Below are 25,377 nucleotides of genomic sequence, written 5' to 3' on the forward strand. Positions count from 1 at the left end.
GCGGCGCGGCGCCATCCTGCCCGTGCTGCCTTTGGCGAACCTGACCAAGCCCTGATCGCGGCCCGGCCCGGCCGGGGCGCCCGACTACAGCGGGAAGGCCTCGAGCCCCGCTTGCCCCTCTGCGCCCTTCGCCGGCGTGTGCGCGACGTTCATCACCCAGCACACCATCACGAAGTAGCCCACCAGCGTGCTGAGCTCGACGACGATCTGCTTGCCGAAGCGCGCTTCGGCCGCGGCGTACGTCGGCTCGCTCACGCCATGGTGGCGCAGCAGCTCGAGGGCGAAGTCGAGGGCGAGCTGCTCGTCGTCGGCCAGGGGCGCTGCGCGGCGGCCCAGGCGCAGCGCCTCGAGGGCCTCGGCGCTCACGCCGGCCTTGACCGCTGCCTGCGAATGCAGCAGCCACTCGAACTGGTTGCCGACTTCGCGAGAGACCGCGCTGGTCACCAGCTCGCGCACGCGCGCATCGAGGCCGCTGTCGAAACGCAGGTACTCGCCCAGGCTGCCGATGCGCTCCATCAGCACCGGGCTTTGCAGCAACGGGATGAAGGGGCCGAAGACGCCCTTGCGCGGGCCGTCGATCAGCGTCTGCGCAGCCTTGCGCTGCGCCTCGGACATGGTGTCGGCCGCCGGCATCGGCAGGCGCTCGGCCCAGGGTCGGGTATGGCCTTGTTCGTACATGGATGCTTTCCTTTCAGCGAAGAGATGAGGTGCGGATCATGCGGCACGCGCCAGCCACCAGGCGCTGCCCGCCAAAGCCAGCGCGCCGATCGCCAGTGCGACGAAGAGGCCGCCGAAGCCCTGCGTGCTGCCGCTGAGCAGGGACGACAGCATGGGCCCCGCCATCTGGCCGATCGCGAAGGCCGCGGTCATGCGGCCCAGCGCGCGCGTGGGGTCGCCGAGGCTGCGCGCCCTCGCCTCCTGCATGCCGGCCATGGTCGCGACCATGAAGGTGCCGCCCACCAGCAACGCGGCCAGCAGCACGGTGAGCGCCGACAAGTGCAGCACCGGCAGCAGGCAGCCCAGCGCCATCAGGGCATGGCTGCCGGCCAGCACATGGCGCCGCGCCATCTTCGACAGCGCGAGGCTCGCGAACAGCGTGGAGACTGCAGCCGCCGCGCCGAACACCGGCCAGGCGGCGCCGAAGACGGCCGGATCGTCGACCACCGCGCGCGCCAGCACCGGCAGGAAGGTGGCAGGCAGGATGTAGCCGAAGCCGAGCAGCCCATAGCTGATCACCAGGCCCCAGGCCACGCCGCCCGCCGTCGCCGGCCCGGCCGCCGCGGGCGCAGGCGAAGCGGCGCCAGGTGCGCCGGGCGCGCCGCGCGGCATCAGCAGCGCCACCGCAGCCAGGCCCACGAGCGCCAGCGCGCCGAGCTGCAGCCACAGCGCATCGGGCGCGACATCGGCCGCGCCCGCGCGCCAGCAATAAAGGCCGGCCAACGCGATGCCCGTGCCCACGCCCGCATACAGCAAGCCCGGGCCAGCAGGCCGCTCGAAGCGCGACAGCCAGGCCAGGCACCAGACACTGGTGCTCACCAGCGCCCAGGCGCTGGCCACGCCAGCCACGAAGCGCAGCAGCAGCCAGGCCGGCAGCGAGGCGGTCCAGCCCATGGCGGCGGTCGAGGCCACGATCAACGCCAGCGCCAGCAAGCCCACGCGCTGCGGTGTGAGCGGAAGGCGCGCCGTGGTGAGCGCGCCCAGCAGGTAGCCCGCGTAGTTGGCCGCGGCCAGCCAGCCGCCCGCGGCCACGTCGGCGCTGCCGGCCCGGATCATGAGCGGCAGCATGGGCGTGAAGGCGAAGCGGCCGATGCCCATCGCGATCGCCAATGCGATCAGGCCGGCCAGGCAGATCGCCGCGAAGGAAGGCCGGGGCAGGCTGAGAGAGGGGTTCGACATGGGAGTCCATTGGACGCAGAATCCGGGAGTTCCACAAATGAATTATCGAGAACAACCATTCTCGATTCGAGAACCATGAGAACGATCGACCTCGACTCCCTGGAGATTTTCCGCACCGTGGTGAGCGAAGGCGGCGTGATCCGCGCGGCGGGCAAGCTCAACCGCGTGCAATCGAACGTCACCACCCGCATCCGGCAGTTGGAGGAGCGGCTGGGCCACAGGCTCTTCCTGCGCCAGGGCCGCTCGCTCGCGCTGGCGCCGGCCGGGCGCAAGCTGCTGCCCTACGCCGACCGCCTGCTGCGCCTGGCCGAGGAAGCCGAGAGCGAGCTGCGCAGCGAGGTGCCGGCCGGCACCTTCAGGCTGGGCTCGCTGGAGAGCACCGCGGGCAGCCGGCTGCCGCCGGTGCTCTCGCGCTATCACAAGCTCTATCCGGGCGTGGTGGTCGAGCTGGTCAGCGGCACCACGGGTGCACTGCTCAAGCGCCTGGAAGCCTTCGAGGTGGAGGCTGCCTTCGTCTCGCAGCCCTTCTCCGCGGCCGGCTTCGAGTCGCTCGCGGTGTTCGAGGAAGAGCTGGTGCTGATCACCGCGCGCAGCGTGGCCTCGGTCACGCGCCCGGGCGACCTGGCCGGCGCCACGCTGATCGCCTTCGCGCAGGGCTGCTCCTATCGGCGGCTGCTGGAGCAATGGCTGGGCAAGGGCGGCGTGCTGCCCTCGCGCTCGCTGGAGTTCTCTTCCTACCAGGCCATGATCGCCTGCGTGGCGGCGGGCACGGGCTTCGCGATCGTGCCGCTGTCGGTGCTCAAGGCGCTGCGCGCCACGGCCGACGTGCGCCAGCATGTGCTGCCCGAGCGCGTGCGCGCGAACCGCACGCACCTGGTGTGGCGCGGCACGCCCTCGGTGGCGCTGGCGCGGCTGATCGAGATGCTCGACAAGCGCTGATGCGCCGAGGGGCTCAGCGGCAGATCGTCGTGGTGCCCACCGGCCGGCAGGTCTTGCCGTCGAGGCCCTGGTAGCGGTCCAACTGGCCGGCGCGGTCGTAGTGGTTGCCCTGGGTGTCGTGGCAGCCAGTGGCGTCGCAGTTGCGGATGCGCGGGCGCATGTCGCGCGGCGGCCGGGGCTGGCGATAGGCGCCGGGATAGCCGTAGCCGTCGTCGATCACCGAGTAGTCGTCGCCGCGATCGCTGCGGCGTGAATCGGTGGGCCGGTCGGCGCCGGCGCGGTGGTCGATGATGACCGGGCCGGATGGCGCCTGCGGCGGTGCGGGCGCAGCGGCTTCCATCGCTGGGCGTGGCGGCAGGCTCGGCCGGCCGGCATCGGCGTTTCGCTCGCCCGGTGGCGGTGCCGGGGGCGGGGTCGAAACGCGCCCCACGGGACTGGCACCCGCCGGGCAGGCGCTGTCGGTGTAGCTCACGTTGCCGGCAGCGTCGGCACAACGGATCACCTCCGCACCGGACAAGGTGCCGAGGGTGCTCAGGATCGAGACGACGATAAGGCGGCGCATGGGCAGCCATTGTGCCCCCGGCGCCGGCGCGCGGGCACGCGCGCTCAGCCGGCCGGCGGCGGCGCCGGATCGCTCCAGAGCTTGCCGCCGGTGGCCCAGTCCTGCCTCGCGATGTCGTAGAACAGGATGTCGACGGCCTCGGGCGAGCCGCCGAGCGTGCGCACGGTGGCCTCGGTCAGGGCTTGCGCGAGCGCGCGCTTCTGTTCGAGGGTGCGGCCTTCGAACATCTCGACGCGAATGGTGGGCATGGGGTCTCTCCGGTGTGGGTCGTTGAATGGTTGATCGGCGGGTCGGTCAATCGCGATAGCCGGGCGCGCTGCGGTCCAGCCGCCGCAAGAGGGCTGGCCATTCCAGGTCGCCGTCCCACTCGCTTCCGTCGCCCACCCACTCGCCATAGGTCCGGGCAGCGAGCGTCTCGCTCACCACGCGCACCGCGCCGCCGGTGGCCGCCATGGCGCGCAATTGCGCCTGCGCGGCGCGCTCGAGCAGGTGCATCAGCATCCATGCCTCGGCCACGGTGCGGCCGACGACCAGGGGGCCGTGGTTGTCGAGGATCAGGCCATCGAGCGCACCGAGGTCCGCCACCAGCCGCCGCTGCTCGTCGGCGCCCAGCGCGAGGCCTTCATAGGCATGGCGGCCGAGCCGATGGTGCAGCCGCATGGCGTACTGCGAGGTCGGCTGCAGGCCTTCCGGCAGCATCGACAAAGCCACGCCCCAGGGCGTGTGCAGGTGGATCACGCACTCGACATCAGGCCGCGCCGCATGCACCGCGCCATGGATCGCGAAGCCGCTGGGGTTGACGGGCGCGCCCGAGCCGTCGACGACCTCCCCGCGCACGTTCACCTTGACCAGGCTCGATGCCGTGATCTCGTCGAAAGTCGCGCCGAAGGGGTTGAGCAGGTAGTGGCCGGGCTCGCCGGGCACGCTGGCCGACAGGTGGGTGTAGATGGTGTCGTCCCAGCCGTTCTGCGCGGCCATGCGGTAGGCGGCGGCGAGGTCGATGCGGACCTGGCGCTCGGTGCGTGGCGGACGTTGGCCGGTCTTGAGGTGCTGGTTCATGCAATGGATGCGGCCGCAGGACCAAGGCGCCGCTCAATTTGGATGCGGGATTTTCCCCCAGCAACGCGAGACAACTTGCGCTCAGGCCATGGCGGTGGTGGCCGGCGCGGCGCCAGCGATCTGGCGCAGGGCGCGCTCGAACACTTCCACCGGCTGGCCACCCGAGATCAGGTGTTGGTTGTCGATGATGATGGCCGGCACCGAGTGGATGCCGGCATCGGTGTAGAGGCGCGCGCGCTCACGCGTCTCTGCGGCGTATTCGTCGCTGTCGAGGATGGCGCGTGCGCGCTGTGGATCGAGGCCGGCTTCGGCGGCCAGGCGCACCAGCACCTCGGGATCGGAGGGGTTCTCGCCATCGGTGTGGCAGGCCTTGAGCAGCGCCTTCTTGAGCGCGACCTGCTTGGCTGCATCCTCGAGCGCGGCCCAGTGCAGCAGGCGGTGCGCGTCGAAGGTGTTGTAGATGCGCGAACGCCCTTCCCTGCGGAACTCGAAGCCCACTGCAGCGCCACGGGCACGGATCGCCTCGCGGTTCTGGGCCTGCTGCTCGCGCGTGCTGCCGTATTTCTCGTGCAGGTGCTCGTAGGCGTCCTGGCCTTCGGGCGGCATGTGGGGGTTGAGCTCGAAGGGTTGGAAGTGGAGGTCGGCGGTGATCTCGGGGGCCACGCGCTTCAGTGCGGCTTCGAGGGCGCCGAGGCCGACGGCGCACCAGGGGCAGGAGATGTCGGAGACGAAGTCGATGCGGAGGTGGGAGGGCATGGGCTGATGGCGGCTCGTGAAAAACCGCAATCATGAAGGTGGCCGCAGACGTGCGGGGCGCCGCGGTCGTCATGGCCCTACTGTTTGGCAACCAGGGGGTGTTTCGGACGCGGCCGAACGGCAGCCGACGGCGACAGCGGCACAACCTCCGGCGATGAAACCTCGGTGACAGGCGGAGCCGACACGCCTGCGTTCAGATGCGAGAAGACGTCGTCTGGCGCAATCGCCGCTGCGTCGGCCATGCGATATGCGGCAGCAACGGGTCCGTTCGGCTCAAGGGCGGTTTCAATCAAGTCCTGTAGCGCTTTTCCTAGACGCCGCATAAGCGGCCGGACCGCAATTGGAGCGTTCACCACAAACTCCTCGTCAGTGAACAACTTCGCCGCAAAATGGTTGTAGTCGATAGCCTGAGAAATCGTCAACCGCACCGACTCTGCCTGCGCCTTGAACTGCTTCATTGCTTTTCCGAGCTTTTCAGACGCTTCCGTGGACTGCGGCTGCTGATTGAATGCCTCCGTGGTTTTTGCCATGTGATCTGCCGCCTTGAACAGGCCTCCAATTTGCGCCTCCAACATTGTTGACGCTAGTCCCCGGATGCCGTACGTAAAGAGATTATCAATTGCCGCACTTGTGACCCAGGAGTTGTTATTGTGCACTGGCAGGTCTGCCAGGAATGGCTCGACATCTCGGTAGAAGTCGCTTCTGTCCTCAGACTCGTTCAAGCCACTCTTGCACTTCACGGCCAAATTCAGTACAGCAAGCGTCTTTTTTGCCAGTTCATTGGGAGCAGCCGCTTGTTCATCCTTTTTGAGGGACTCGAAGTGGTTTTCCACCCACCTTGTGACGGTGGAAAAAATATGCTGTTTCGGGCCCTTTACTTCGCAGATCTCCAAGAACGCGTCGGCGAGCACCGTGGGAACCGAAGTAGTGCCAGTTTAAATCCAGCAAGAAGCGAATTGTTGTGTGCTTGCCGTTTGGCATTCTCAGCCTGACGCTTCGCACGCGCTTCGGCGAAGATAATCGCACGCAGCCCGTTCTCGGCCTTCTTGGCCTGCCCTCCGAAGAACACCATGGCTTCCTCGTACTTGGTTCCCATGCGCTCGCCAAATTCATCCAGTCGCGTGCGAAGCGCGGTAGAACTCGTCTGGGCTTTTGCGTAGAGAGTCTGAGCGAGGCCGCTCGAACCCGGATTGACGACCTGCGCCTGATTGACGATCGGAGGCGGGTTGGCGCCCTGCGCCGGGTTGACGATCGGAGGCGGGTTGGCGCCCTGCGCCGAGTTGACGATCGGAGGCGGGTTGGCGCCCTGCGCCGGGTTGACGATCGGAGGCGGGTTGACGACCGAACTTCCCTTGAGATGCGGCGGGACCGTCTGGCTTGACGAGAGCAGAAGATCTGTCCGCATAGTTACCACTTCCGGAGCGGTCTCGACCGGCCGGTTGTATCCCGAAAAGGCCAGTTCCTTCAGATTAGCAAAAGGCGAATGTTTACCCTCAACCTTCTCAAGAAGTGCTTTCGCTTCCTGAACCAATTTTTTAAGTTTGTCCTGATCTTCTTTGTCGATTGTTTCCAGAAACTCCTCAGCCAATAAATTTCCTGTCAATCGCAGAACAGACTCCTGCTCGGCCAAGGCCACAAGCAATTTCTTGCTTGCTTCTTTGAAGGCGTCAGGTGTGCTGGTGGCCTCAAAAAATGAGCTCACCTCAATTTGGAAATTAATCTCTGGCCAATCGGAAATTTTTTTAAGCAAATTCCCAGGATTGGGCGTTGCTCTTTCGGCCTTTTTAGACGTAGTGAAGGATGGCTTGGCCAACTTCAGGCGATCGGCAGTCTTGGCACCCAGTTTCGAAAGAAGCGTGGCAGCCTGCCAATTGATAGCGTCAATTTCTCTTAACAGGGTGCCGCTACCGCGCTCATCGGCGCGTTTAAATGCACTTTCGCGCGGCCCAGGATCACTCTGCAGTTTTAGTGTCGCGACGTCATCGATAAAATGAAATATCTCATTGTTCTCAACGAAAATGTCTTTTTGTACTGCTTCCGCGGTTTTTTGTACTTTGGTCTTGCTGGCCTCGATGATGCTATTGACGTGCGCGCTGATCTCATTTATTTTGATGCGACGCTTGGAACTGCTTGTCTGGAGGATCTTGTTGATGCCTACTACCGATTTATGGCCACTGTCTATAACTCCTTCTTCAACGGCGCGGGTAACCAAGGCGTCCAAAAGTACTCTGGCTTCCTTGTAATCCTCCGCCCTGCGCCCACTCAGGCGGTACGCCGCAGCCCGCACACCGTTATCTGCGCCCTTCCGATCAAGACACCAGACGTCATCCCGCATGATTCCATCTATCTCGTGTTCGCCTTTCTCTTTTTCAGCGATGAGATATTTCCCTTTATTGGTTGTCAAAGCGCCGTCGAAAGCGACCACCAAGCTGTCGAAGCTCTGCTGAGGCTTGTAATTGTTTACCTTGTTACCCATCGTTCTTCTCCTTAAATCCGAGCCGCCATTTGCGCCATCGCCGGCGCAGATGCAGGAATGGCAATTTCTTCGCTGGTCACATAGCCTTCCCACCACTGCGCAACCGCCGCAAACTGCTCGAGAACGCGCGCGAATTCGCCGCCCTGCACGCTCTCCGGGTCCAGCTCGCGCACAAGGAGCAGATCCCCTGCCTCGCCGCCCATGCCGATACGGGCGCCACCGGTGTCGCGCCACAGCGTGTTGTAGGAAAGTGCAGTCTTGTGAACCTGGGCGGCGCGGCCTTCCGGCGGCGTGCCGATGTCGGCACTCAGGACCAGGCGGGCAGGCTCCTCGGCCCATTCGGCGAGGATGAGAACGGTGACTTCGCTCTCGAAGGCGAGTGTCCAGGTGGAATCGTCGTCCTGGACGATGACCGAAAGGTTCTCGGCGTCGGGCCCGACCTCGCCGAGGCGCTGGCTGACGTACTGGGGATCGAAATGAAAGCTCACAGGCGTGACTCCGGCAGTGAAACGGTTCGTACCCCCTCGCATGGAGGTACTCCTGCCTGAGTAACGCGGGAAGCTCTAGGGTTCCATGGCCCCTTCAGCGCTTCAGAGGCCGCGCCAGAAGTCGATCAGCAGCTGGGCAAATTCCACCGGCCGCTCCACCGCGCTGAGGTGCGCGGCATCGATGCGGGCCAGCTTCGCGCCGGGAATGGCCTGCGCCATGGCCTCGGACATGGCGGGCGGGGTGGCCTCGTCCTGGTTGCCGGCAATCACCAGCGTGGGCGTGCGGATGGCGCGGTTGCTCTCGCGGAAGTCGATGGCAGCCACCGCCTCGCAGCTGGCGATGTAGCCGGCCGCGTCGGTGGCGACCAGGGTGTCGTGCAGGCGGCGCGCGGTCTCGGCACCCTCGGGCGTGCTCACGTAGGCGGGGGTGAGCCAGCGCGCGACGGCGCCGGGCGCGATGGCCGCCACGCCCTGCGCCTGCACCGTCTCGACGCGTGTGCGCCACGGTGCGCGGTCGGTGTACCAGGCGGAGGAATTTGCAATCACCACGCTGCGCAGCAGCTCGGGATGCTTCGGCGCCAGCGCCTGCGCCGTCATGCCGCCCATCGAGAGCCCGACGAAATGCACCGGCTCGCCCTCGGTCTCGCGCGCGATGAGCGCGGCGGCATCGTCGGCCAGCGCCTGCAGGCTCAGCGGGCCGGGCACCACCTCCGAAGCGCCGTGGTTGCGGTGGTCGTAGCGCAGCACCGTATGGGCCCGCGCCAGCACCTCGGCCACGCCGTCCCACATGTGCAGGTCGCAGCCCAGCGCATGGCTCAGCACGACGATGGGGCCCTCGCCCTCGCGCAGCACGTTGAGACGCGTCATGCCTTGTCCTCCTTGCTGCGCTCCTCGAGCAGGCCCTTCTCGCGCAGGATCGCGGTGGCGATGCCGAAGGCATGGTTGGCCACCGGCACGCCGCAATAGATGGCGGCCATCATGATCACTTCCTTGATCTCCTCGGGCGACAGGCGCGACTCGGGCGGGCCATCGAGCGCGGCGCGCACGTGCATTGCGAATTCCTCGTAGGCATGGATGCCCAGCATCATCGACAGCACCATGAAGCGGCGCGTCTTGTCGCCCAGGGCCGGGCGGCCCCAGATGTCGTTCCACGCGTGGCGCGTGATCAGTTCCTGGAACTCGCTGTTGAAGGCGTTGCGGTTGGCCAGGGATTTGTCGACCCAGGCATCGCCGAGGATGCGGCGGCGGTTGAGGAGGCCGGCTTCGTAGTCGCCGGCGGGCGGTGAGGAGGATGCGGTCATCGTGCGTGGTTCCCTTGGTTCAACTGGTCCTGCAGGGCATGAACCTGCGCCAGCGCGATGGTGGAGGCCGCGCCGGCCATGGCCGGGTCGAACCACTCGTCGGCGGCCTCGGCCGGCAGCTCGGCGCGCAGGCGCTCGATGTTGCCACGCATGCGCGCGGCGTCGATCTGCAGGCCGGGCAAGGCCGCGGCCAGGGCGCGCACGCTGCCGTGCGCGCTCATCAGCAACTGGGGCCATTCGGCCAGCTCGGCCTGCCAGGCGCCCAGGGCGCGCTCGTGCTCTTGCGGCATGGCGGCCAGCAGCGCGGCCACGCGCTGCGGGGCACGTTGCGCGGCGGCCAGCGCCACCATCGAGGCCACGGGATTGCGCTTGTGCGGCATGGCGGACGAACCGCCGCGGCCGGGCTCGCTGGGCTCGGCGACTTCGCCGACTTCGTACTGGCCCATGAGCGCGATGTCCCTGGCGATCTTGCCGAGGCTGCCGACCATCAGGCCCAGCTCGCAGCCGAGCGCCACCCATTCGTCGCGCTGCGTGTGCCAGGTCTGGCCAGGGTCGCCCAGGCCCAGTTCCTGCGCCATGCGGCGGCGCACCGCGGGCCCCTGCCCTTTCATCTGCGCCAGCGTGCCGACGGCGCCGCCGAGCTGCACCTGCAGCGCGCGGCGCGCCGCCTCGGCCAGCCGCGCGCGGCTGCGCACCAGCGGCGCGGCCCAGCCGGCGCACTTGAGGCCGAAGCTGGTCACCGAGGCCGGCTGCATCAGCGTGCGCGCGAGGATGGGCGTGGCAGCGTGCTGCTTCGCATGCGCGAGCAGCGCCTGCGCAGCCTTGTGCAGGTCGGCCTCGACCAGCGCCACGGCCTCGCGCGTGACCAGGGCCATCGCGCTATCGATCACGTCCTGGCTGGTGCTGCCGAAATGCACGAAGGGCACGGCCTCGGCGTTGAAGAGGCCGACCGACTCCTTGAGGCTCTTGACCAGCGGGATCGCGACGCTGCCGGCGCGCCCGCTGTCGCGCACGATCTTGGCGACGTCGAAGAGCTCGACCTTGCAGCTGCCGACGATGGAGCGCGCGGCCGATTCGGGGATCAGGCCCTCGGCCGCCTGCGCATTCGCCAGCGCGGACTCGAAGCGCAGCATGGCGGCGACGAAGGCGTGGTCGCTGAAGGCGGCCAGGGTTTCGGAGGTGGAGAGGAAGCCCTCGAAGATGCTCATGGGAAGCTTCAGTAAGCGACGCGCGCCGTCGCCCGCAGCTCGTCCGGCGTGGCGGTGCCGTAGCCGAAGAACTCGAGGTAGGCGGGGATCATTTCGAACAGCATGTCGGTGCCGACCTGCACCGCGCAGCCCTTGTCTTTGGCGGCACGCAGCAGCGGCGTGTATTCGGACTTCATCACGACCTCGCCGACGAAGGTCGAAGGCGCGATGCGGTCCACGTCGAAGGGTAGCGGATCGTCCTTCTTCATGCCCAGCGGCGTGGCATTGACCACCAGGTCGTGGCCGGCCGGGTCCTTGGAGCCGCTGGCCACGCGCAGCGCGGGGTAATGCGCCTTCAGCCGCTCGCCGAGCGCCTCGGCCGATTGGGCCCGCGTGTCGAAGAGCGAGAGCTCGGCCACGCCGGCCGCGGCCAGCGAGGCCGCGATGGCCGAGCCCACGCCGCCGCTGCCCGAGACCAGCACGCGCGCGCCTTCCAGCTTGCAGCCCTTGCGCTGCACGCCGCGCACGAAGCCGGCGCCGTCGAACTGGTCGCCGACCAGCCGGCCGTCGGCCTCCTTGCGCACGGCGTTGCAGGCGCCGGCGATCTTTGCGGCGGGCGTGAGCTCGTCGACCAGCGCCATGGTGGTGACCTTGTGGGGCATGGTCACGAGCGCGCCGCGGATGTTGCTCATGCGGAACAGCAAGGGAAAGAAGGCCTCGTAGTCCTCGGGCTTGACGCCCATGGGCACGACGACCGCGTCGATGCCGCGGGCCTCGAACCAGGGGTTGTAGATCATCGGCGCCTTGAAACTCTCGGTCGGATAGCCGACGTGCGCGATGAGGGTGGTCTTGCCTGAAATGTTGATCATGATGTGATGGGGACCCGAAGGCCTGTTCGCGCCGCCTCTTCGACGGCCAGCGTGACGGCCAGCGTGCGGATGGCGTCGCGCACCGTGACGCGCGGCGGCGCCTCGCGCCGCACGACGGCACAAAAATGTTCGAGCTGGTGTGTCAGCGGATCGATCTCGCGGATCTCGACCCGGCTCTTCACCAGCGGGTTCTGCCAGGAGGCCGGGCCCAGGTACTCGTAGAGGCACATCGTGGGCACCTGCAGCGAACCGCGCGTGCCGGCGATCACGTAGCAGTCCTGGTCGGGGTGCTGCTCGAAAGCGGCGTTCTCGCCCGAGTTCTGCTCCCAGCTGCGGGGGCTCGCCGCCGCGTCCGAGAGCATGAAGGTGCCGAGCGCGCCGTTGGCGAAGCGCAGGTTGACGGCGACCGTGTCCTCGACCTCGAAGCCGCGCACGGCGTGGGAGCCGAAGGCCTGCACCTCGACGATCTCGCCCACCAGCGCACGCAGGTTGTCGATCTCGTGGACCAGGTTGATCAGGATCGGGCCGCCGCCCTTCCGCCGGCGCCAGTCGGCGTCGAAGTAGTCGTCGGGCTTGTGGAAGGTGGCGCTGGCAGTCACCGCCACCAGCCGGCCCAGGCGGCCGCTGGCGATGGTGTCGCAGGCGGCTTCCAGGATGCCGCTGTGGCGCCGGTGGTGGCCGACGAGGATCGGCACGCCGGCTGCTTCGGCCGCATCGGCCAGCTGCCTGGATTCGTCCAGCGAGCCACCCACGGGCTTTTCGACCAGCGCCGGCACGCCGGCCTCGACGCAGGCCAGCGCGCCCGATACGTGCAACGCGTTCGGCGTGGCCAGGATCACGCCGTCGGGCCGTTCGGCGGCCAGCATCGCCTCGAGCGTCGGGTACAGGGGCACGCCGGCCTCGGCAGCCAGCGCGGCCGTGCTGGGGAAAGGATCGGCGAAGGCCGCCAGCTCGCAGGCGCTGCTCGCGAGCATGCGCTTCCAGTGGGCCCGGCCGATCAGGCCGGCCCCGGCGATCGCGAGACGCAGCTTCCCCATGGTGCTCTCCTTCAGGCCCGACGCCCGGGCCTACTTGCGGACTTTAGCCACCTCGGCCATCAGTTCCTTCACCGTCGCCTCGCCGACCGAGGCCGAATACTTGTCGATCACGGGCTTGACCTTGTCGCGCAGCTTGGCCATCTCGGCCGGCGGCAGCTCGGTGACGATCATGCCGGCCTTCTTGAGCGAGTCGAGCGCGGTGTCGGCCGCCGCGCGCGAGGTCTCGCGCTGGAACTTCGTGGCTTCGGCCGCCGAGTCCTCGATGATCTTCTTTTCCTCGGCGCTCATGCCGTCCCAGGCCTTCTTGCTGATGATCAGCGCCTGCGGGTTGTAGATGTGGCGGGTCTGCGTGATGTGCTTTTGCACCTCGGCGAACTTCGAGGAGGCGATCACGGTGTTGGGGTTCTCCTGGCCGTCGACCGCCTTCTGGTCCAGCGCCGAGTACAGCTCCGGGAAGGGCATCGGCGTGGCGTTGGCGCCCAGCGTGTTGAAGAGGTCGATGTAGATCGGCGACTGGATCACGCGGATCTTGAGGCCGGCGATGTCCTCGGCCTTGGCGATCGGGCGCTTGCTGTTGGTCAGGTTGCGGAAGCCCAGGTCCCAGTAGCCCAGGCCGTGCAGGCTCTTCTCGTCGAGCTTGGCGAGCAGCTTCTTGCCGAAGGGGCCGTCGGTCACCGCATCGGCCTCTTGCGCGCTGTTGAAGAGGAAGGGGAAGTCATAGGCCGCGAACTCCTTCACCTGCGCCGTGAGGATGCCGGCATTGAGCACCGTGACCTCGATGGTGCCGCCCTGCAGTGCAGACACGGTCTGCAGGTCGCCGCCCAGCGTGCCGCCGGGGAACAGCTTGACCGTGATCTTCTTGCCCGACTTCTCCGCCACCAGGTCGGCGAACTTCTGCGCGCCCTGCGCCTGCGGGTGGCCGGTCTGGTTCTGGAAGGCGAACTTGAGCGTGCGCTCCTTCACCTGGGCGGCGGCACCGCCCATGGCGACGGCGGCGGCCACGGCGATCAAGGTGTTGCGAAAGATGTTTTTCATGACGTGAGTCTCCTTGGGTTAAATCGGGAAAGCAAAAAAATTCTCAGCCGCTGAGCAGGCGCGCCGGCCAGATGACGAGCTGGGGGAACAGCACCATGAGGAACATCATGGCGAACTCGGCAATGGCGAAGGGCAGCACGCCGCGGGTGACTTCGTCCATCTTCATGCGCCCCACCCCGGCCACCACGTTGAGCACCGTGCCCACCGGCGGCGTGATGAGGCCGATCGAGTTGTTGATGATGAACAGCACGCCGAAGTAGATCGGGTCGATGCCCGCGGCCTTGATCACCGGCATCAGCACCGGCGTGAGGATCAGGATGGTGGGTGTCATGTCCATGGCCGTCCCGACCGCGATCACCAGCAGCATGATGACGAACATCAGCAGCATCGGGCTGGCGATCAGCGGCTGCAGCAGCGCCACCAGCTTGCTCGGCAGGTCGGCCACGGTGATGAGCCAGGCCGAAACCATGGCGGCGGCCACCAGGAACATCACGATCGCGCTGGTCTTGGCGGCGGAGACGAACATGCCATAGAACTGCGAGGGCTTGAGCTCGCGGTAGATCACCGTGGCGACGAAGATCGCATAAACCGCCGCGACCACGGCCGCCTCGGTCGGCGTGAAGATGCCGAAGCGCAGCCCGATCAGGATGATGAAGGGCAGCAGCAGCGCCCAGAAGGAGTCGCGCAGCGCCTTGAGCACCTCGCCCCTGGACTTGCGCGGCGGCGGCTGGATCGTTTCCCTGCGCACCAGCCACCACCAGGTGAACCAGAGCGACGCGCCGATCAGGATGCCGGGGAAGATGCCCGCCAGGAACAGCTTGGAGATCGACACGTTGGCCGCCACGCCGAAGATCACGAAGCCGATCGAGGGCGGGATGATCGGGCCGATCACGCCGGAAGCCGCGATCAGGCCGCCCGAGCGCGCCTTGTCGTGGCCGGCGGCCACCATCATCGGGATCAGCAGCGCCGACAGCGCGGCCGCATCGGCCACCGCGGAGCCCGACAGCGCCGACAGGATGCAGGCCGCCACGATCGCGACGTAGCCGAGCCCACCGCGCACATGGCCCACCACCGCCAGCGCGAGGTTCACGATGCGCCGCGACAGCCCGCCCTGGTTCATGGCCTCGCCGGCCAGCATGAAGAAGGGCACGGCCAGCAGCGGGAAGCTGTCGGCGCCGTTGATCACGTTCTGCGCCAGGATCTGCGCATCGAACAGGTCCAGGTGCCACATCAGCGCGACGCCGCACAAGAGCAGCGAGTAGGCGATCGGCACGCCGATGGCCATGGCGCCCAGCAGGGCACCGAGGAAGATGGCGATCGTCATGTCAGCGTCCGTTCGTCGGGTTGTTGGTGCGGCGCTGCGCGGCTTCTTCGGCATCGCGGCGGGCCAGCTCGGCGTTGATCTTGTCGATGTCGCCCTGCTCTTCCGACTCGTGAACCATCACGAGCTCGGCGTCGCTCAGCTGGCCGCTCAGCGCGCGCCACAGGTCGTATAGCAGGAACACGATCGCCGAGACGCCGAACACCACGCCGACGACGTAGAAGATGGCGACCGAGGCCCCCGTGGTGGGCGCGCTCACGTCCCAGTTGATCAGCGTCTGCTGCCAGCTGCCGGTGAGCAGAAGATAGGAGGCGAAGAGCATCAGCACGTGCGCCACCACCAGGCACAGCTTTTTGCCCCAGGTCGGCAGCTTGGCGATCAGCATGTCGGTGCCCAGGTGGCCGTGCTCGCGCACAGCGACGATAGCGCCCAGGAAGGTCATCCAGACGAAGAGCCAGCGCGACACCTCCTCCGACACCGTGATGCCCGAGTTGAAGCCGTAGCGCAGCACCACGTTGCCGAACACCATCACGACCATGATGGCGAGCATCAGTGCCATCAAGCCCTCGAGCCCCCGGCAGTACCACGAAAAGATTTTTGTCATTGCTTGTCTCCTGTTGCCGTCTTGTTTTCTATGCGCCGATGACCGACTCGCTGATCCAGCGCGCGCTCTTCATGCCGCGCTGACCGACTACCATCGGGTCGGAGTTCACGTAGTCGTCGTTGAAGACCTCGAAGGTGTAGTGGCCGCGGTAGCCCTTCTGCTCCAGCAGCTGCACCAGGTCGCGCACGTCGTGCAGGCCCTCGCCGGGGAACAGGCGCTGGTGGCGCGCCAGCTCGATCATGTCGGCCTGCCGGTCGCTGTACTCGAAGAAGTAGTCGGCCAGCTGCACCAGGAAGATCTTCTCCACCGGCACCTCGGCCAGCTGCGCCAGCGTCTCGGGCGTGTCGTCGCCGTGCACCGACATGTGGAAGCTGTCGAGGTTGAGGCCCACGTTCTGCCGGTTGCAGCGGCGCACGATGTCCCAGGCCTGGTGCCAGCGGTTCACGTGCCGGCCCCAGGACAGCGCCTCGTAGCAGATGCGAATGCCCAGCGGCGTGGCCAGCGTGGCCAGGGTGCGCAGGTCCTCGGCCGCGCGCTCGGGGTCGTCGATGGCCAGCGGCGAGGTGGTGGAGCACACCAGCAGCAGGTCGGTGCCGACCAGCGCCATCTGGCGCAGTTGCTCGCGCGCCATCTCGAGCCGGTGCGGACGCATGGCGTCGGGCGCGCATTCGAAGTCGCGCAGCGGCTGGAAGTCGGTCACCTTCAGGCCGCTGGACTTCACAAGCTCGGCCGCTTTCTCGACCCCGGCCGGATGGGCGATCAGGTCGCGCGCCCACAGCTCGACGCCGGCGAAGCCCGCGGCCTTCATGCATTCGAGCTTGTGGCCGAGGTCGCCCCCCATGGTGACGGTGTTGAAGCCGAAGCGGTCGAGCGAGATGGCCATGGTGTGTGTGGTGCGTGCCGGGTCAGGCGACGCTGTCGGAGTGGTAGCGCAGCGGCGCGTCGATCTCCGCCGCCATCGCCTGGGGATAGATCAGCTCGCGCAGGAAGCGCGCGTCCTCGCGCACGCCATGCGCCGCGGCCGTGTGGCCGAAGAAGTCGAGGTAGTACGGCATCTGCTGGATCAGCATCTCGAAGCCGGCCTGGGCGTTGAGGCCGCGCGCGCGGGCTGCCTGCACCAGCGGCGTGGGCTGGTTGCGCAGCAGGATGTCGAACAGCGCCGCGTGCGGCTCCATGCGCGCCACGTCGACCGGCAGGGCATCGCCCTCCTTCAGGCCCAGCGGCGTGGCGTTGACGACCAGGTCGTAGCCGGCCGGGTCGCTGCTGTCGACCGCGACGGTGGTGGCGTCGAAGAAGGCGTCGAGCTTGGCCGCGACGCCGGCGGCCTTGCCGGCCGAGATGTCATGAAAGGCGATGTGCTCCGCGCCATTGACCGTGCCGCCCTCGGCCAGCGCCACGCCGGCCGCCGCCGCGCTGACGCCGGCGCCCAGGATCAGCACGCGCTTGCCGCGGAAGGGGATGTTGTAGTGGTCCAGCGCGCCCAGCAGGCCTTCGCCGTCGAACAGGTCGCCCTCGAGCTCGCCGTTGGCGATGCGCTTGACCACGTTGACCGAGCCGGCCACCCGGCCGAACAGGCCGGCGCCGTCGAGCAGGTCCACCGCCAGCGGCTTGTGCGGCGGCGCGATCACCATGCCGCGCACGTTCTTGGCGAGGAAAGAGGCCTTGACGAAGACTGCGAAGTCGCGCGTCGCCACGCGTGCCGGCGCCATCACCGCGTCGATGCCGAAGCGCTCGAAGACGGCGTTGAACATGCGCGGCAGGCGAACGTTCGTCACCGGATCGCCGGGGATCAGGTAGAGGTCGGTGCTGCCTGCGATGAAGGGGAACATGGCTTTTGTCTCGCTCGGTGTTGTTCGGCTATCGCGCAAATTGCCGGGGAGCGCCGCTAATGTAGGACGCCGGCTTGCACGACCCAAGAGGAAGGCAGCAGAATAGCGCGCTCATCGCTCGAACGCGATCGATAATCGAACGAATCCAGGGTTTGTCCCCAATGACCATCGATGCCTCCCCTGCCCCGCCCGGACTCGACAAGCGCGACTGGATCGCCGGCCTGGAGCGCGGCGTGTCGGTCATCGAGGCCTTCGACGACGCCCACCCGCGCATGACCGCCAGCGAGGCGGGCCAGCGCACCGGCATGACCCGCACCGCCGCCCGGCGCTACCTGCTGACGCTGCAGCACATGGGCTACGTGGCGGGCGACGGCAAGCTCTTCTGGCTGACGCCGCGGGTGCTGCGCCTGGGGCAGTCGTACCTGGAGTCGGCGCGGCTGCCGCGCATCGTGCAGCCCTTCCTGCAGCGCGTGGCGGCGGGCACGCACGAGATCGCCTACCTCAGCGTGATGGACGGCGACGAGGTGGTCTACATCGCACGCAACGGCCCCAACCGCAGCATGAGCACCGGCTACGTGCTGGGCGCGCGCGTGCCGGCGCAGGTCACGGCCTCGGGCATGCTGATGCTGGCGATGCGCAGCGACGAGGAACGCGGCCACTGGCTGGCCACGCACGAGCTCACCGTCTTCACCTCGCACACCATCTCGAGCAAGGAGCGCATGAAGCTGGAGCTGGCGCGCATCCGCGCGCAGGGCTGGGCGCTGTCGGAGCAGCAGTTGGACCTCAACTCGCGCGGCATCGCGGTGCCGCTGCGCGACCGGCACGGCGAGCTGGTGGGCGCGCTCAACATCACCATGCCGATGGGCCACGAAAGCAGCGACGATGCGGTCGCCCGCGTACTGCCCCTGCTGCGCGAGACGGCGCAGGCGATGCGCAATCTGATCTGAAAGAGCGGCGCAGCGAACCCTTCGCCTGGTCCATCGAAGTGCAACGCATCGACGGCTTCCTGCAGCGCTTCGAACTCACGCCGATCGAGACTGCGCCGACGCAGGAGCTGGCGGCCGAAGCTGGGACAGCTCATTCGCCGCTGGCCGGGGAAACATTTGGTCTTTGCGAAAAAGCGCGTGACTGACGTCCTGTCCCTCTGGTAGCGCTGGGAGCGGGGACGCCGGCAGGCCGGAAACGGTGAGCCAGGACACATTTCAGCGACAAAAGACCAGATTTACTCTGGCCTGATCGGCCCCAGAATCCGGCCCCTCGACGGGAGTGGGGCCGCAGCGCTGACGCGCTGGCTTGGCCTCCCCCGGGTGTTGGGAGGCAAAGAGTTGAACAAGCATCTTTACAGGGTCGCCTGAGAAAGCAAAAGGCCGCAAGAGGCCAGGAACGAAATTCCCCCTCTTGCGGCCTCCGCTTGATGCCAGCTCTCCGGCCCTCAGCCCGCCGCCTTCGCCAACCTCCCATCCTCAATCGTCTGCTCCCGCATCCGCTCATAGTCCGGCTTAGGCACCGGCACTGCATCCGGATTGCCCAGATCGTTCATGTGAATGCGATACGTCTCCCGCGCACTCAGCGCGGCAATCGCCGCAATCACCGTGATGCCGAAGGCCAGCGAGCCGACGATCAGCGGGATGTTGGGTGCGCCGGGAGGCGCCACGGTGGCGAACAGCGCCGGCAGCATGGCCGTGATGGCGGTGCCGATGTTCTGCGAGATCGCCATCGCCGAGACGCGGGTGCGGGTCGGGAACAGCTCGGGGTAGAAGCTCGGGAACACGGCGTTGTAGCCCTGGTAGACCACGCCCCACATCAGCAGCGACATGCAGATCGCCAGCGGCACGTTCTTGATGCTGATCGCATAGAGGTAGCCGAAGGCCAGCAGGCCCGACGCCAGCGCGCCGAAGATGATGGGCGGCCTGCGGCCGATCTTGTCGGACAGGTTGCCCACATAGGGAATGACCGCCACCGCGAGGATGTTGCCCAGCACAGGAATCCACAGGTAGATGTCCTTCGCGAAGCCGATGCCGTAGGCGGCCTGCACCGCGTAGGCGGCGCCGAAGATGGTGGCGACGACCGGGATCACGTTCATCAGCGCCATGCACACCACGCGCAGCATGTCCTTCCAGCTGTACTTGAAGGCGTCGACGATGGGCGAGCGCGGGCGCTGGTGCTGCTGGCCTTCCTCGGCGAAGGCAGGCGTCTCGTCGACCTCGCGGCGGATGATGTAGCCCGCGACGATCACGATGAAGCTCAGCAGGAAGGGAATGCGCCAGCCCCAGCTGTTGAACTGCTCGGTGGGCATGTAGTGCGCGAGCGGCAGGAACACCGCCGCCGCCAGGATCTGGCCGGCCTGCACGCCCTGCAGCGTGAAGCTGGCGAAGAAGCCGCGCCTTCCGAAAGGCGCGTGCTCCAGGATCATCGAACTGGCGCCCGAGATCTCGCCGGCCACCGCGAAGCCCTGCACCAGGCGGCAGATCACGAGCAGCAGCGGGGCCAGCAGGCCGACCTGGTCGTAGGTGGGCAGCAGGCCGACCGCGATGGTCGAGAAGCCCATCAGGAACATGCACAGGACCAGCACCTGCTTGCGGCCATGGGTGTCGCCCCAGTGGCCGAGGAAGAAGGCGCCGATGGGCCGCGCCACGTAGCCGACGCCGTAGGTCGCCAGCGAGGCGACGATGGCGATCTTCGGATCGCCCTTGGGGAAGAAGATCTGCGGAAAGATCAGCGACGCCGCGGTGGCGTAAATGAAGAAGTCGTAGTACTCGAGCGCCGAGCCGATCCAGCCGCTGGCGGCGGCCTTCTTCGACTGGTGCCGGCCGCTGGGCTCGTGCTCCTGGGGTTTGCTCATGGAATGTCTCCGTTGGATTGGGGGCGAGGCGACTGTAGGTCTGCCCTGGGATCGCCGGCAATGTGACGGCCGAGCGCCGCGTTCGATCATCGATCGCTGCTGTGCGACTTTCGCGCGGAATAGGGGTTTGTCCGAGTCCGCGGATTGCAAGGGGTGCGGATCGATACCGTGATGCCGCCCTACCCCTCCACAGAGGCCCGCCACCCGCCTGAACACATACTTTTTTGCATTTTTCCGGGTTAACCCGGGATGGCCTTGCCACGGCCCGCTTCTACTATTTATTCAACTTGAATTAATTAATCAGCGCTTCCGCAGAACAAGGAGACAGCCAGTGACGACAGCCGGTCCCGGTCGGGGCACGAACTCGGTCAACCTGCGCCTCTACAACGAGCGCAGCCTGCTGCAGCGCCTGCGCCGCGCCGGCGAGGCTTCGAAGGCGGACCTCGCGCGCTGGGCCCAGCTCACCAACACGGCGGTGGGCAGCATCGTGCAGTCGCTGGAGGAATCGCGCCTGATCGAGCCCGCCGGCCGCCGCCAGGAAGGCCAGCGCGGCCAGCCCGCCGGGTTGTACCGCGTGAATCCCGAGGGCGCCTACGGCATCGGCGTGCGGCTGGACCGCACCAGCATCGAGACGGTGATGATCGACCTGGGCGGCCGCATCCTGGCGCGCGCCGCGCACGACCTGCTGCTGCCCCACCCCGACAAGGCGCTCGCGCTGGTGCGCGAGGACGTGCTGCGCATGATCGACACGCTCGACCGCGCCCAGCGCGGCCGCCTCATGGGCATTGGCCTGGCCCAGCCCTACAACCTCGGCGCCTGGCTGCGCGAGCTCGACCTGGAAGCCGACTTCCGCATCTGGGACGAGGTGGACTTCGGCGAGATGCTGGCGCAGGCGGTCGACCAGCCGGTCTTCAAGGAAAACGACGGCAACGCGGCCGCCATTGCCGAGCTGTTCTTCGGCGTCGGGCGCGAGGAAAACGACTTCCTCTACATCTTCATCGGCGCGGCGCTGGGCGCCGGCGCGGTGATCGGCGGCGAAAGCCTGCGCGGCGCCAGCGGCAACGCGGCCGACCTGGGCCTGATGCCGGTGCCGCCCAGCCGCCTGGCCTCGGCGCCGGTGCCGGCGCGCCGCTGGGACATCCTGCTGTCGCGCGCCTCGCTCAACGCGCTCACGCGCCACCTGCGCCACCAGGGCATCGCGGTGCATGACCACGCCGGCCTCGACGCCTGCGTCCAAGCGGGCCGGCCCGAGGTGAGCGAATGGCTGGAGGACTGCATCGACGCGCTGGTGCCCTCCACCCGCGCCTCGCTGGCGGTGCTGGACCTGCCGGTGGTGGTGATCGACTGCGACATCGACAGCGGCCTGATCGACCAGCTGATGCAGGGCCTCGACCAGGGCCTGCGCGCCATCGCCCCCGAGGCGCGCCAGACCCCACGCATCCTGCGCGGCAGCTTCCGCGCCGACGCCGGCGCCATCGGCGCGGCCAGCCTGCCGATGTTCTTCAACTTCTCGCCGCGCGCGGACGTGCTGCGCGGCCATTCCCACCCCCGCCACCAGGAGACTGCGAATGCATGACTCCCCGCCTGCGCTGCTCGAGCTGCGCAAGATCTCCAAGACCTTCCCCGGCGTCAAGGCGCTGCAGGACGTGCAGCTGCGCGCCAGCGCCGGCCGCGTCCACGCGCTGATGGGCGAGAACGGCGCCGGCAAGTCGACGCTGATGAAGGTGCTCTCTGGCGCCTACATGCCCGACCCCGGCGCCGAGATCCTCATCGACGGCAAGCCGGTCCACATCGACGGGCCGCTGGCAGCCAAGCACCTGGGCGTGTCGGTGATCTACCAGGAGCTGAGCCTGGCGCCCAACCTCACGGCCGCCGAGAACATCTACATGGGCCGGGCGCTGCGCCGCGCCGGCCTGGTCGACCGCGCCGGCATGCACGCCGCCTGCGAGGCGACGCTGCAGCGGCTGGGCGCCGACTTCGGGCCGGCCGTGCGCGTGGCCGAGCTGTCGATCGCGCAGCGCCAGCTGGTGGAGATTGCGCGCGCGGTGCATTTCGACTGCCGCATCCTGGTGATGGACGAGCCGACCACGCCGCTGTCCACGCACGAGACCGACCGCCTCTTCGCGCTGATCCGCCGGCTGCGCGACGAGGGCATGGCCATTCTGTACATCAGCCACCGCATGGACGAGATCGACGAGCTGGCCGACGAGGTCACGGTGCTGCGCGACGGCAGCTACGTGGGCACGCTCAGCCGCGCCGAGCTCTCGCGCGACCGGCTGGTGAAGATGATGGTGGGCCGCGACCTCTCGGGCTTCTACCGCAAGGAACACCACGGCCAGCACACCGGCGAGAAGGCGCTGACGGTGCGCGACCTGCGCGACGGCCGGCGCGTGCACGGCTGCAGCTTCGAGATGCATGCGGGCGAGGTGCTGGGCCTGGCCGGGCTGGTCGGCGCCGGCCGCACCGAGCTGGCGCGGCTGATCTTCGGGGCCGATCCGCGCACCGGCGGCGATGTGTCGCTGAACGGCAGCGGCGCGGTGCTCGACATCGCGCGGCCGATCGACGCGATCCGCTCGGGCATCCTCTACCTCACCGAGGACCGCAAGGGCCAGGGCCTGTTCCTCGACCTTTCGGTGCGCGACAACATCAACGTGATGGTGAGCCCGCGCGACGCCAGGCCGGGCGGCGTGATGGACGGCAAGCGCGCCGCGCAGCGTGCCCGCGACGCGATCTCGCAGCTCTCCATCCGCGTCCCCTCGGCGCGCATCAACGTCGGCTCGCTCTCGGGCGGCAACCAGCAGAAGGTGCTGCTCGCGCGCCTGCTGGAGCTGGCGCCGAAGGTGCTGATCCTCGACGAGCCCACCCGCGGCGTCGACATCGGCGCCAAGAGCGAGATCTATCGCTTGATCGACGAGCTGGCTCGGCGCGGCGTCGCCGTGCTGGTGATCTCGAGCGAGCTGGCCGAGGTGGTGGGCATCTGCGACCGCGTGATCGTGATGCGCGAAGGCCACCTGGTCGGCGAGGTCGGCGGCGCGAGCGCGCTGGCCATCACGCAGGAAAACATCGTCGCGCTCGCCACCGGCGCGGCCGCCACCCACACGCTCGTGCTGCATTGAAGCCCGCGGCGCATCCAGGAGACATCGACATGAACAAGCACACCGCCGCCCTCGCGACGCCCCACAACCCCGCCCTGCCGGGCGCCCTGCGCGGCGCCAGCGGCAAGGAGATCATGCGCGCCCTCGGCATGCTGCCGGTGCTGGTGCTGCTGTGCATCGGCTTCAGCTTGGCGAGCGAGAACTTCTTCAGCCTGCAGAACCTGTCGATCATGACGCAGCAGGCCTCGATCAACATCGTGCTGGCCGCCGGCATGACCTTCGTGATCCTTACCGCCGGCATCGACCTGTCGGTGGGCTCGATCCTCGCCGTCTCGGCGGTGGCGGCGATGCTGGTGTCCAACATCCCGGGCCTGGGCATGCTGGGCATCGCAGCGGGACTGGGCTGCGGGCTGGTGTTCGGGCTGATCAACGGCGTGCTGATCGCCTTCCTCAAGTTGCCGCCCTTCATCGTCACGCTGGGCTCGCTGACCGCCGTGCGCGGCATCGCGCGCCTCTTGGGCAACGACACCACCGTGTTCAACCCGCAGCTGCCCTTCGCCTTCATCGGCAACGGCGAGGTGCTGGGCATTCCCTGGCTGGTGATCATCGCCTTCGCGGTGGTGGCGCTGTCGTGGTTCATCCTGCGCCGCACGGTGCTGGGGCTGAACATCTATTCGGTCGGCGGCAACCCCGAGGCGGCGCGCCTGGCGGGCATCAAGGTCTGGGCGGTGCTGCTCTTCGTGTACTGCACCTCGGGGCTGCTCTCGGGGCTGGGCGGGGTGATGGCCTCGGCCCGGCTCTACGCGGCCAACGGGCTGCAGCTGGGCGCGTCCTACGAGCTGGACGCGATCGCGGCGGTGATCCTCGGCGGCACCAGCTTTGTCGGCGGCACCGGCTCCATCCTCGGCACGCTGATCGGCGCGCTGATCATCGCGGTGCTGACCAACGGACTGATCCTGATGGGTGTCTCGGACATCTGGCAGTACATCGTCAAGGGCCTGGTGATCATCGGCGCGGTCGCGCTGGATCGCTATCGCCGCAAAGACTCTGCTCGGACCTGAGCCCCTCTTCCCTTCACTCACTCAACCACCAACGGAGACTGTTCCTATGCGCAAATCCCTGTTCGCCCTCGCCGTGATCGCCGCGGCGCTCGCCGCCCCCGCCGTGCAGGCCCAGAACAAGCAGATCAAGAGCGTCGGCATCACGCTCGGCTCGATGGGCAACCCCTTCTTCGTCGCGCTCGCCAAAGGCGCCGAGGCCAAGGTCAAGCAGTACAGCCCGAACGCCAAGGTCAACGCGCTGTCGGCCGACTACGACCTGAACAAGCAGTTCTCGCAGATCGACGGCTTCATCGCCTCGGGCGCCGACATGATCCTGGTCAACGCGGTCGACGCCAAGGCCATCGAGCCCGCGCTGCAGAAGGCCAAGAAGGCCGGCATCGTGGTGGTGGGCGTGGACGTGGCGGCCAACGGCGCCGATGCGACGGTGCAGACCAACAACGTGCAGGCCGGCGAGATCGCCTGCCAGTTCATCGTCGAGAAGCTCGGCGGCAAGGGCAACGTGATCATCCAGAACGGGCCGCAGGTGTCGGCGGTGATCGACCGCGTGAACGGCTGCAAGACGGTGTTCAAGAAGAACCCCGACATCAAGGTGCTGTCGGACGACCAGGACGCCAAGGGCTCGCGCGAGGGCGGCCTCAACGTGATGCAGAACCACCTCACGCGCTTCCCGAAGGTCGACGCGGTGTTCGCCATCAACGACCCGCAGGCCATCGGTGCCGACCTGGCGGCCAGGCAGCTCAACCGCAAGAACATCGTGATCACCTCGGTCGACGGCGCGCCCGACATCGAGACCGCGCTGAAGAGCGACACCCAGGTGCAGGCCTCCGCCAGCCAGGACCCGTACATGATCGCGCAGAAGGCGGTGGAGATCGGCCACGACATCATGAACGGCAAGAAGCCGGCCGAGCCGATGACGCTGCTGCCCTCGACGCTGATCACGCGCACCAACGTCAAGGACTACAAGGGCTGGCAGTCGCCCCGCTGATCGCACTCGATTCACACACAAGGACAGGGAGACGG

General features: G+C 67.6%; 27 protein-coding genes. 7 read left to right on the forward strand and 20 right to left on the reverse strand.

The features are described 5' to 3' along the window. Positions 1-84: 84 nt before the first annotated feature. Positions 85-678, reverse strand: a complete 594-nt coding sequence (locus AC3A6X_RS16545; protein WP_487843206.1) for a carboxymuconolactone decarboxylase family protein — start codon at positions 676-678, stop codon at positions 85-87. A gap of 36 nt (positions 679-714) precedes the next feature. Then, complete coding sequence (locus tag AC3A6X_RS16550; protein ID WP_487843207.1) at positions 715-1,896, reverse strand: YbfB/YjiJ family MFS transporter; 1,182 nt, start codon at positions 1,894-1,896, stop codon at positions 715-717. A gap of 75 nt (positions 1,897-1,971) precedes the next feature. Between AC3A6X_RS16550 and AC3A6X_RS16555 the strand changes: the two genes are divergently transcribed. Continuing rightward, on the forward strand, positions 1,972-2,835 hold the full coding sequence (locus AC3A6X_RS16555) for a LysR family transcriptional regulator (RefSeq protein WP_487843208.1): 864 nt from the start codon (positions 1,972-1,974) through the stop codon (positions 2,833-2,835). A gap of 13 nt (positions 2,836-2,848) precedes the next feature. On the opposite strand, the gene AC3A6X_RS16560 is transcribed toward AC3A6X_RS16555, so the two are convergent. The 17 genes from AC3A6X_RS16560 to AC3A6X_RS16640 form a co-directional block, all read right to left on the reverse strand. After that, a complete protein-coding gene (locus AC3A6X_RS16560) occupies positions 2,849-3,397 on the reverse strand; it encodes a hypothetical protein (protein WP_487843209.1) in 549 nt (182 codons plus the stop codon). A gap of 44 nt (positions 3,398-3,441) precedes the next feature. Continuing rightward, on the reverse strand, positions 3,442-3,792 hold the full coding sequence (locus AC3A6X_RS16565) for a 4-oxalocrotonate tautomerase (protein ID WP_487843210.1): 351 nt from the start codon (positions 3,790-3,792) through the stop codon (positions 3,442-3,444). Further along, positions 3,692-4,456, reverse strand: a complete 765-nt coding sequence (locus AC3A6X_RS16570; RefSeq protein ID WP_487843211.1) for a class II aldolase/adducin family protein — start codon at positions 4,454-4,456, stop codon at positions 3,692-3,694. The genes AC3A6X_RS16565 and AC3A6X_RS16570 overlap by 101 nt, the downstream gene beginning before the upstream one ends. 81 nt (positions 4,457-4,537) lie before the next feature. Then, positions 4,538-5,212 carry a DsbA family oxidoreductase gene (locus AC3A6X_RS16575; RefSeq protein WP_487843212.1) on the reverse strand — a complete coding sequence of 225 codons (675 nt, stop codon included), beginning with the start codon at positions 5,210-5,212 and terminating at the stop codon, positions 4,538-4,540. 77 nt (positions 5,213-5,289) lie between these two features. Next, entirely contained in the window at positions 5,290-6,123 is an 834-nt protein-coding gene (locus tag AC3A6X_RS16580; RefSeq protein ID WP_487843213.1) for a hypothetical protein, read from the reverse strand. Beyond that, entirely contained in the window at positions 6,087-7,688 is a 1,602-nt protein-coding gene (locus AC3A6X_RS16585; protein ID WP_487843214.1) for a hypothetical protein, read from the reverse strand. Before AC3A6X_RS16585 ends, AC3A6X_RS16580 begins: the two co-directional genes overlap by 37 nt. Before the next feature lie 11 nt (positions 7,689-7,699). After that, complete coding sequence (locus AC3A6X_RS16590; protein WP_487843215.1) at positions 7,700-8,176, reverse strand: type III secretion system chaperone; 477 nt, start codon at positions 8,174-8,176, stop codon at positions 7,700-7,702. 102 nt (positions 8,177-8,278) lie between these two features. Then, positions 8,279-9,043, reverse strand: a complete 765-nt coding sequence (locus tag AC3A6X_RS16595) for an alpha/beta fold hydrolase (RefSeq protein WP_487843216.1) — start codon at positions 9,041-9,043, stop codon at positions 8,279-8,281. Next, positions 9,040-9,477 carry a carboxymuconolactone decarboxylase family protein gene (locus tag AC3A6X_RS16600; RefSeq protein WP_487843217.1) on the reverse strand — a complete coding sequence of 146 codons (438 nt, stop codon included), beginning with the start codon at positions 9,475-9,477 and terminating at the stop codon, positions 9,040-9,042. Before AC3A6X_RS16600 ends, AC3A6X_RS16595 begins: the two co-directional genes overlap by 4 nt. Then, positions 9,474-10,685, reverse strand: a complete 1,212-nt coding sequence (gene pcaB / locus AC3A6X_RS16605) for a 3-carboxy-cis,cis-muconate cycloisomerase (RefSeq protein ID WP_487843218.1) — start codon at positions 10,683-10,685, stop codon at positions 9,474-9,476. Before pcaB ends, AC3A6X_RS16600 begins: the two co-directional genes overlap by 4 nt. Positions 10,686-10,693: 8 nt before the next feature. Further along, the gene (locus AC3A6X_RS16610; RefSeq protein ID WP_487843219.1) at positions 10,694-11,533 is read right to left on the reverse strand and encodes a shikimate dehydrogenase family protein; all 840 of its coding nucleotides are present in this window, start codon (positions 11,531-11,533) and stop codon (positions 10,694-10,696) included. Next, complete coding sequence (locus AC3A6X_RS16615) at positions 11,530-12,570, reverse strand: Gfo/Idh/MocA family protein (protein ID WP_487843220.1); 1,041 nt, start codon at positions 12,568-12,570, stop codon at positions 11,530-11,532. Before AC3A6X_RS16615 ends, AC3A6X_RS16610 begins: the two co-directional genes overlap by 4 nt. 30 nt (positions 12,571-12,600) lie before the next feature. Next, entirely contained in the window at positions 12,601-13,605 is a 1,005-nt protein-coding gene (locus AC3A6X_RS16620; RefSeq protein ID WP_487843221.1) for a TRAP transporter substrate-binding protein, read from the reverse strand. 43 nt (positions 13,606-13,648) lie between these two features. Beyond that, complete coding sequence (locus tag AC3A6X_RS16625; RefSeq protein WP_487843222.1) at positions 13,649-14,929, reverse strand: TRAP transporter large permease subunit; 1,281 nt, start codon at positions 14,927-14,929, stop codon at positions 13,649-13,651. Between the two features lies 1 nt (position 14,930). Continuing rightward, positions 14,931-15,530 carry a TRAP transporter small permease gene (locus AC3A6X_RS16630; protein WP_487843223.1) on the reverse strand — a complete coding sequence of 200 codons (600 nt, stop codon included), beginning with the start codon at positions 15,528-15,530 and terminating at the stop codon, positions 14,931-14,933. Between the two features lie 28 nt (positions 15,531-15,558). Continuing rightward, the gene (locus AC3A6X_RS16635) at positions 15,559-16,413 is read right to left on the reverse strand and encodes a sugar phosphate isomerase/epimerase family protein (RefSeq protein ID WP_106561267.1); all 855 of its coding nucleotides are present in this window, start codon (positions 16,411-16,413) and stop codon (positions 15,559-15,561) included. Between the two features lie 22 nt (positions 16,414-16,435). After that, the gene (locus AC3A6X_RS16640) at positions 16,436-17,359 is read right to left on the reverse strand and encodes a shikimate dehydrogenase family protein (protein ID WP_106561268.1); all 924 of its coding nucleotides are present in this window, start codon (positions 17,357-17,359) and stop codon (positions 16,436-16,438) included. Positions 17,360-17,520: 161 nt separating this feature from the next. On the opposite strand from AC3A6X_RS16640, the gene AC3A6X_RS16645 reads away from it, so the two are divergent. Both AC3A6X_RS16645 and AC3A6X_RS16650 read left to right on the forward strand, forming a co-directional pair. Beyond that, positions 17,521-18,306: an IclR family transcriptional regulator domain-containing protein gene (locus AC3A6X_RS16645; RefSeq protein WP_106561269.1), complete on the forward strand. Its 786-nt coding sequence runs from the start codon at positions 17,521-17,523 to the stop codon at positions 18,304-18,306. A gap of 38 nt (positions 18,307-18,344) precedes the next feature. Beyond that, positions 18,345-18,491, forward strand: a complete 147-nt coding sequence (locus AC3A6X_RS16650; protein WP_487843224.1) for a hypothetical protein — start codon at positions 18,345-18,347, stop codon at positions 18,489-18,491. 300 nt (positions 18,492-18,791) lie between these two features. Here AC3A6X_RS16650 and AC3A6X_RS16655 read toward each other — a convergent pair whose 3' ends face one another. Further along, positions 18,792-20,201: an MFS transporter gene (locus AC3A6X_RS16655; protein WP_487843225.1), complete on the reverse strand. Its 1,410-nt coding sequence runs from the start codon at positions 20,199-20,201 to the stop codon at positions 18,792-18,794. Positions 20,202-20,532: 331 nt separating this feature from the next. On the opposite strand from AC3A6X_RS16655, the gene AC3A6X_RS16660 reads away from it, so the two are divergent. From AC3A6X_RS16660 to AC3A6X_RS16675, 4 genes are read left to right on the forward strand one after another with little or no spacing between them, the layout of a single operon-like run. After that, positions 20,533-21,777, forward strand: coding sequence for an ROK family protein (locus tag AC3A6X_RS16660; protein WP_487843226.1), 1,245 nt, complete (start codon positions 20,533-20,535; stop codon positions 21,775-21,777). Continuing rightward, positions 21,770-23,317, forward strand: a complete 1,548-nt coding sequence (locus AC3A6X_RS16665) for a sugar ABC transporter ATP-binding protein (protein ID WP_487843227.1) — start codon at positions 21,770-21,772, stop codon at positions 23,315-23,317. Before AC3A6X_RS16660 ends, AC3A6X_RS16665 begins: the two co-directional genes overlap by 8 nt. A 29-nt stretch (positions 23,318-23,346) precedes the next feature. Continuing rightward, positions 23,347-24,357, forward strand: coding sequence for an ABC transporter permease subunit (locus tag AC3A6X_RS16670; RefSeq protein ID WP_106554381.1), 1,011 nt, complete (start codon positions 23,347-23,349; stop codon positions 24,355-24,357). 46 nt (positions 24,358-24,403) lie between these two features. After that, positions 24,404-25,342 carry an ABC transporter substrate-binding protein gene (locus tag AC3A6X_RS16675; RefSeq protein ID WP_487843228.1) on the forward strand — a complete coding sequence of 313 codons (939 nt, stop codon included), beginning with the start codon at positions 24,404-24,406 and terminating at the stop codon, positions 25,340-25,342. The last annotated feature ends 35 nt before the right edge of the window (positions 25,343-25,377 follow it).

Source organism: Variovorax sp. Soil_C_12 (assembly GCF_057657375.1).

Bases quoted from the DNA above. Each gene is read 5' to 3' on its own strand.
- AC3A6X_RS16545 (WP_487843206.1), bottom strand. From the start codon at position 678: ATGTACGAACAAGGCCATACCCGACCCTGGGCCGAGCGCCTGCCGATG.
- AC3A6X_RS16550 (WP_487843207.1), bottom strand. From the start codon at position 1,896: ATGTCGAACCCCTCTCTCAGCCTGCCCCGGCCTTCCTTCGCGGCGATC.
- AC3A6X_RS16555 (WP_487843208.1), top strand. From the start codon at position 1,972: ATGAGAACGATCGACCTCGACTCCCTGGAGATTTTCCGCACCGTGGTG.
- AC3A6X_RS16560 (WP_487843209.1), bottom strand. From the start codon at position 3,397: ATGCGCCGCCTTATCGTCGTCTCGATCCTGAGCACCCTCGGCACCTTG.
- AC3A6X_RS16565 (WP_487843210.1), bottom strand. From the start codon at position 3,792: ATGGCGAGTGGGTGGGCGACGGAAGCGAGTGGGACGGCGACCTGGAAT.
- AC3A6X_RS16570 (WP_487843211.1), bottom strand. From the start codon at position 4,456: ATGAACCAGCACCTCAAGACCGGCCAACGTCCGCCACGCACCGAGCGC.
- AC3A6X_RS16575 (WP_487843212.1), bottom strand. From the start codon at position 5,212: ATGCCCTCCCACCTCCGCATCGACTTCGTCTCCGACATCTCCTGCCCC.
- AC3A6X_RS16585 (WP_487843214.1), bottom strand. From the start codon at position 7,688: ATGGGTAACAAGGTAAACAATTACAAGCCTCAGCAGAGCTTCGACAGC.
- AC3A6X_RS16595 (WP_487843216.1), bottom strand. From the start codon at position 9,043: ATGACGCGTCTCAACGTGCTGCGCGAGGGCGAGGGCCCCATCGTCGTG.
- AC3A6X_RS16600 (WP_487843217.1), bottom strand. From the start codon at position 9,477: ATGACCGCATCCTCCTCACCGCCCGCCGGCGACTACGAAGCCGGCCTC.
- pcaB (WP_487843218.1), bottom strand. From the start codon at position 10,685: ATGAGCATCTTCGAGGGCTTCCTCTCCACCTCCGAAACCCTGGCCGCC.
- AC3A6X_RS16610 (WP_487843219.1), bottom strand. From the start codon at position 11,533: ATGATCAACATTTCAGGCAAGACCACCCTCATCGCGCACGTCGGCTAT.
- AC3A6X_RS16615 (WP_487843220.1), bottom strand. From the start codon at position 12,570: ATGGGGAAGCTGCGTCTCGCGATCGCCGGGGCCGGCCTGATCGGCCGG.
- AC3A6X_RS16620 (WP_487843221.1), bottom strand. From the start codon at position 13,605: ATGAAAAACATCTTTCGCAACACCTTGATCGCCGTGGCCGCCGCCGTC.
- AC3A6X_RS16625 (WP_487843222.1), bottom strand. From the start codon at position 14,929: ATGACGATCGCCATCTTCCTCGGTGCCCTGCTGGGCGCCATGGCCATC.
- AC3A6X_RS16630 (WP_487843223.1), bottom strand. From the start codon at position 15,530: ATGACAAAAATCTTTTCGTGGTACTGCCGGGGGCTCGAGGGCTTGATG.
- AC3A6X_RS16635 (WP_106561267.1), bottom strand. From the start codon at position 16,413: ATGGCCATCTCGCTCGACCGCTTCGGCTTCAACACCGTCACCATGGGG.
- AC3A6X_RS16640 (WP_106561268.1), bottom strand. From the start codon at position 17,359: ATGTTCCCCTTCATCGCAGGCAGCACCGACCTCTACCTGATCCCCGGC.
- AC3A6X_RS16645 (WP_106561269.1), top strand. From the start codon at position 17,521: ATGACCATCGATGCCTCCCCTGCCCCGCCCGGACTCGACAAGCGCGAC.
- AC3A6X_RS16655 (WP_487843225.1), bottom strand. From the start codon at position 20,201: ATGAGCAAACCCCAGGAGCACGAGCCCAGCGGCCGGCACCAGTCGAAG.
- AC3A6X_RS16665 (WP_487843227.1), top strand. From the start codon at position 21,770: ATGCATGACTCCCCGCCTGCGCTGCTCGAGCTGCGCAAGATCTCCAAG.
- AC3A6X_RS16670 (WP_106554381.1), top strand. From the start codon at position 23,347: ATGAACAAGCACACCGCCGCCCTCGCGACGCCCCACAACCCCGCCCTG.
- AC3A6X_RS16675 (WP_487843228.1), top strand. From the start codon at position 24,404: ATGCGCAAATCCCTGTTCGCCCTCGCCGTGATCGCCGCGGCGCTCGCC.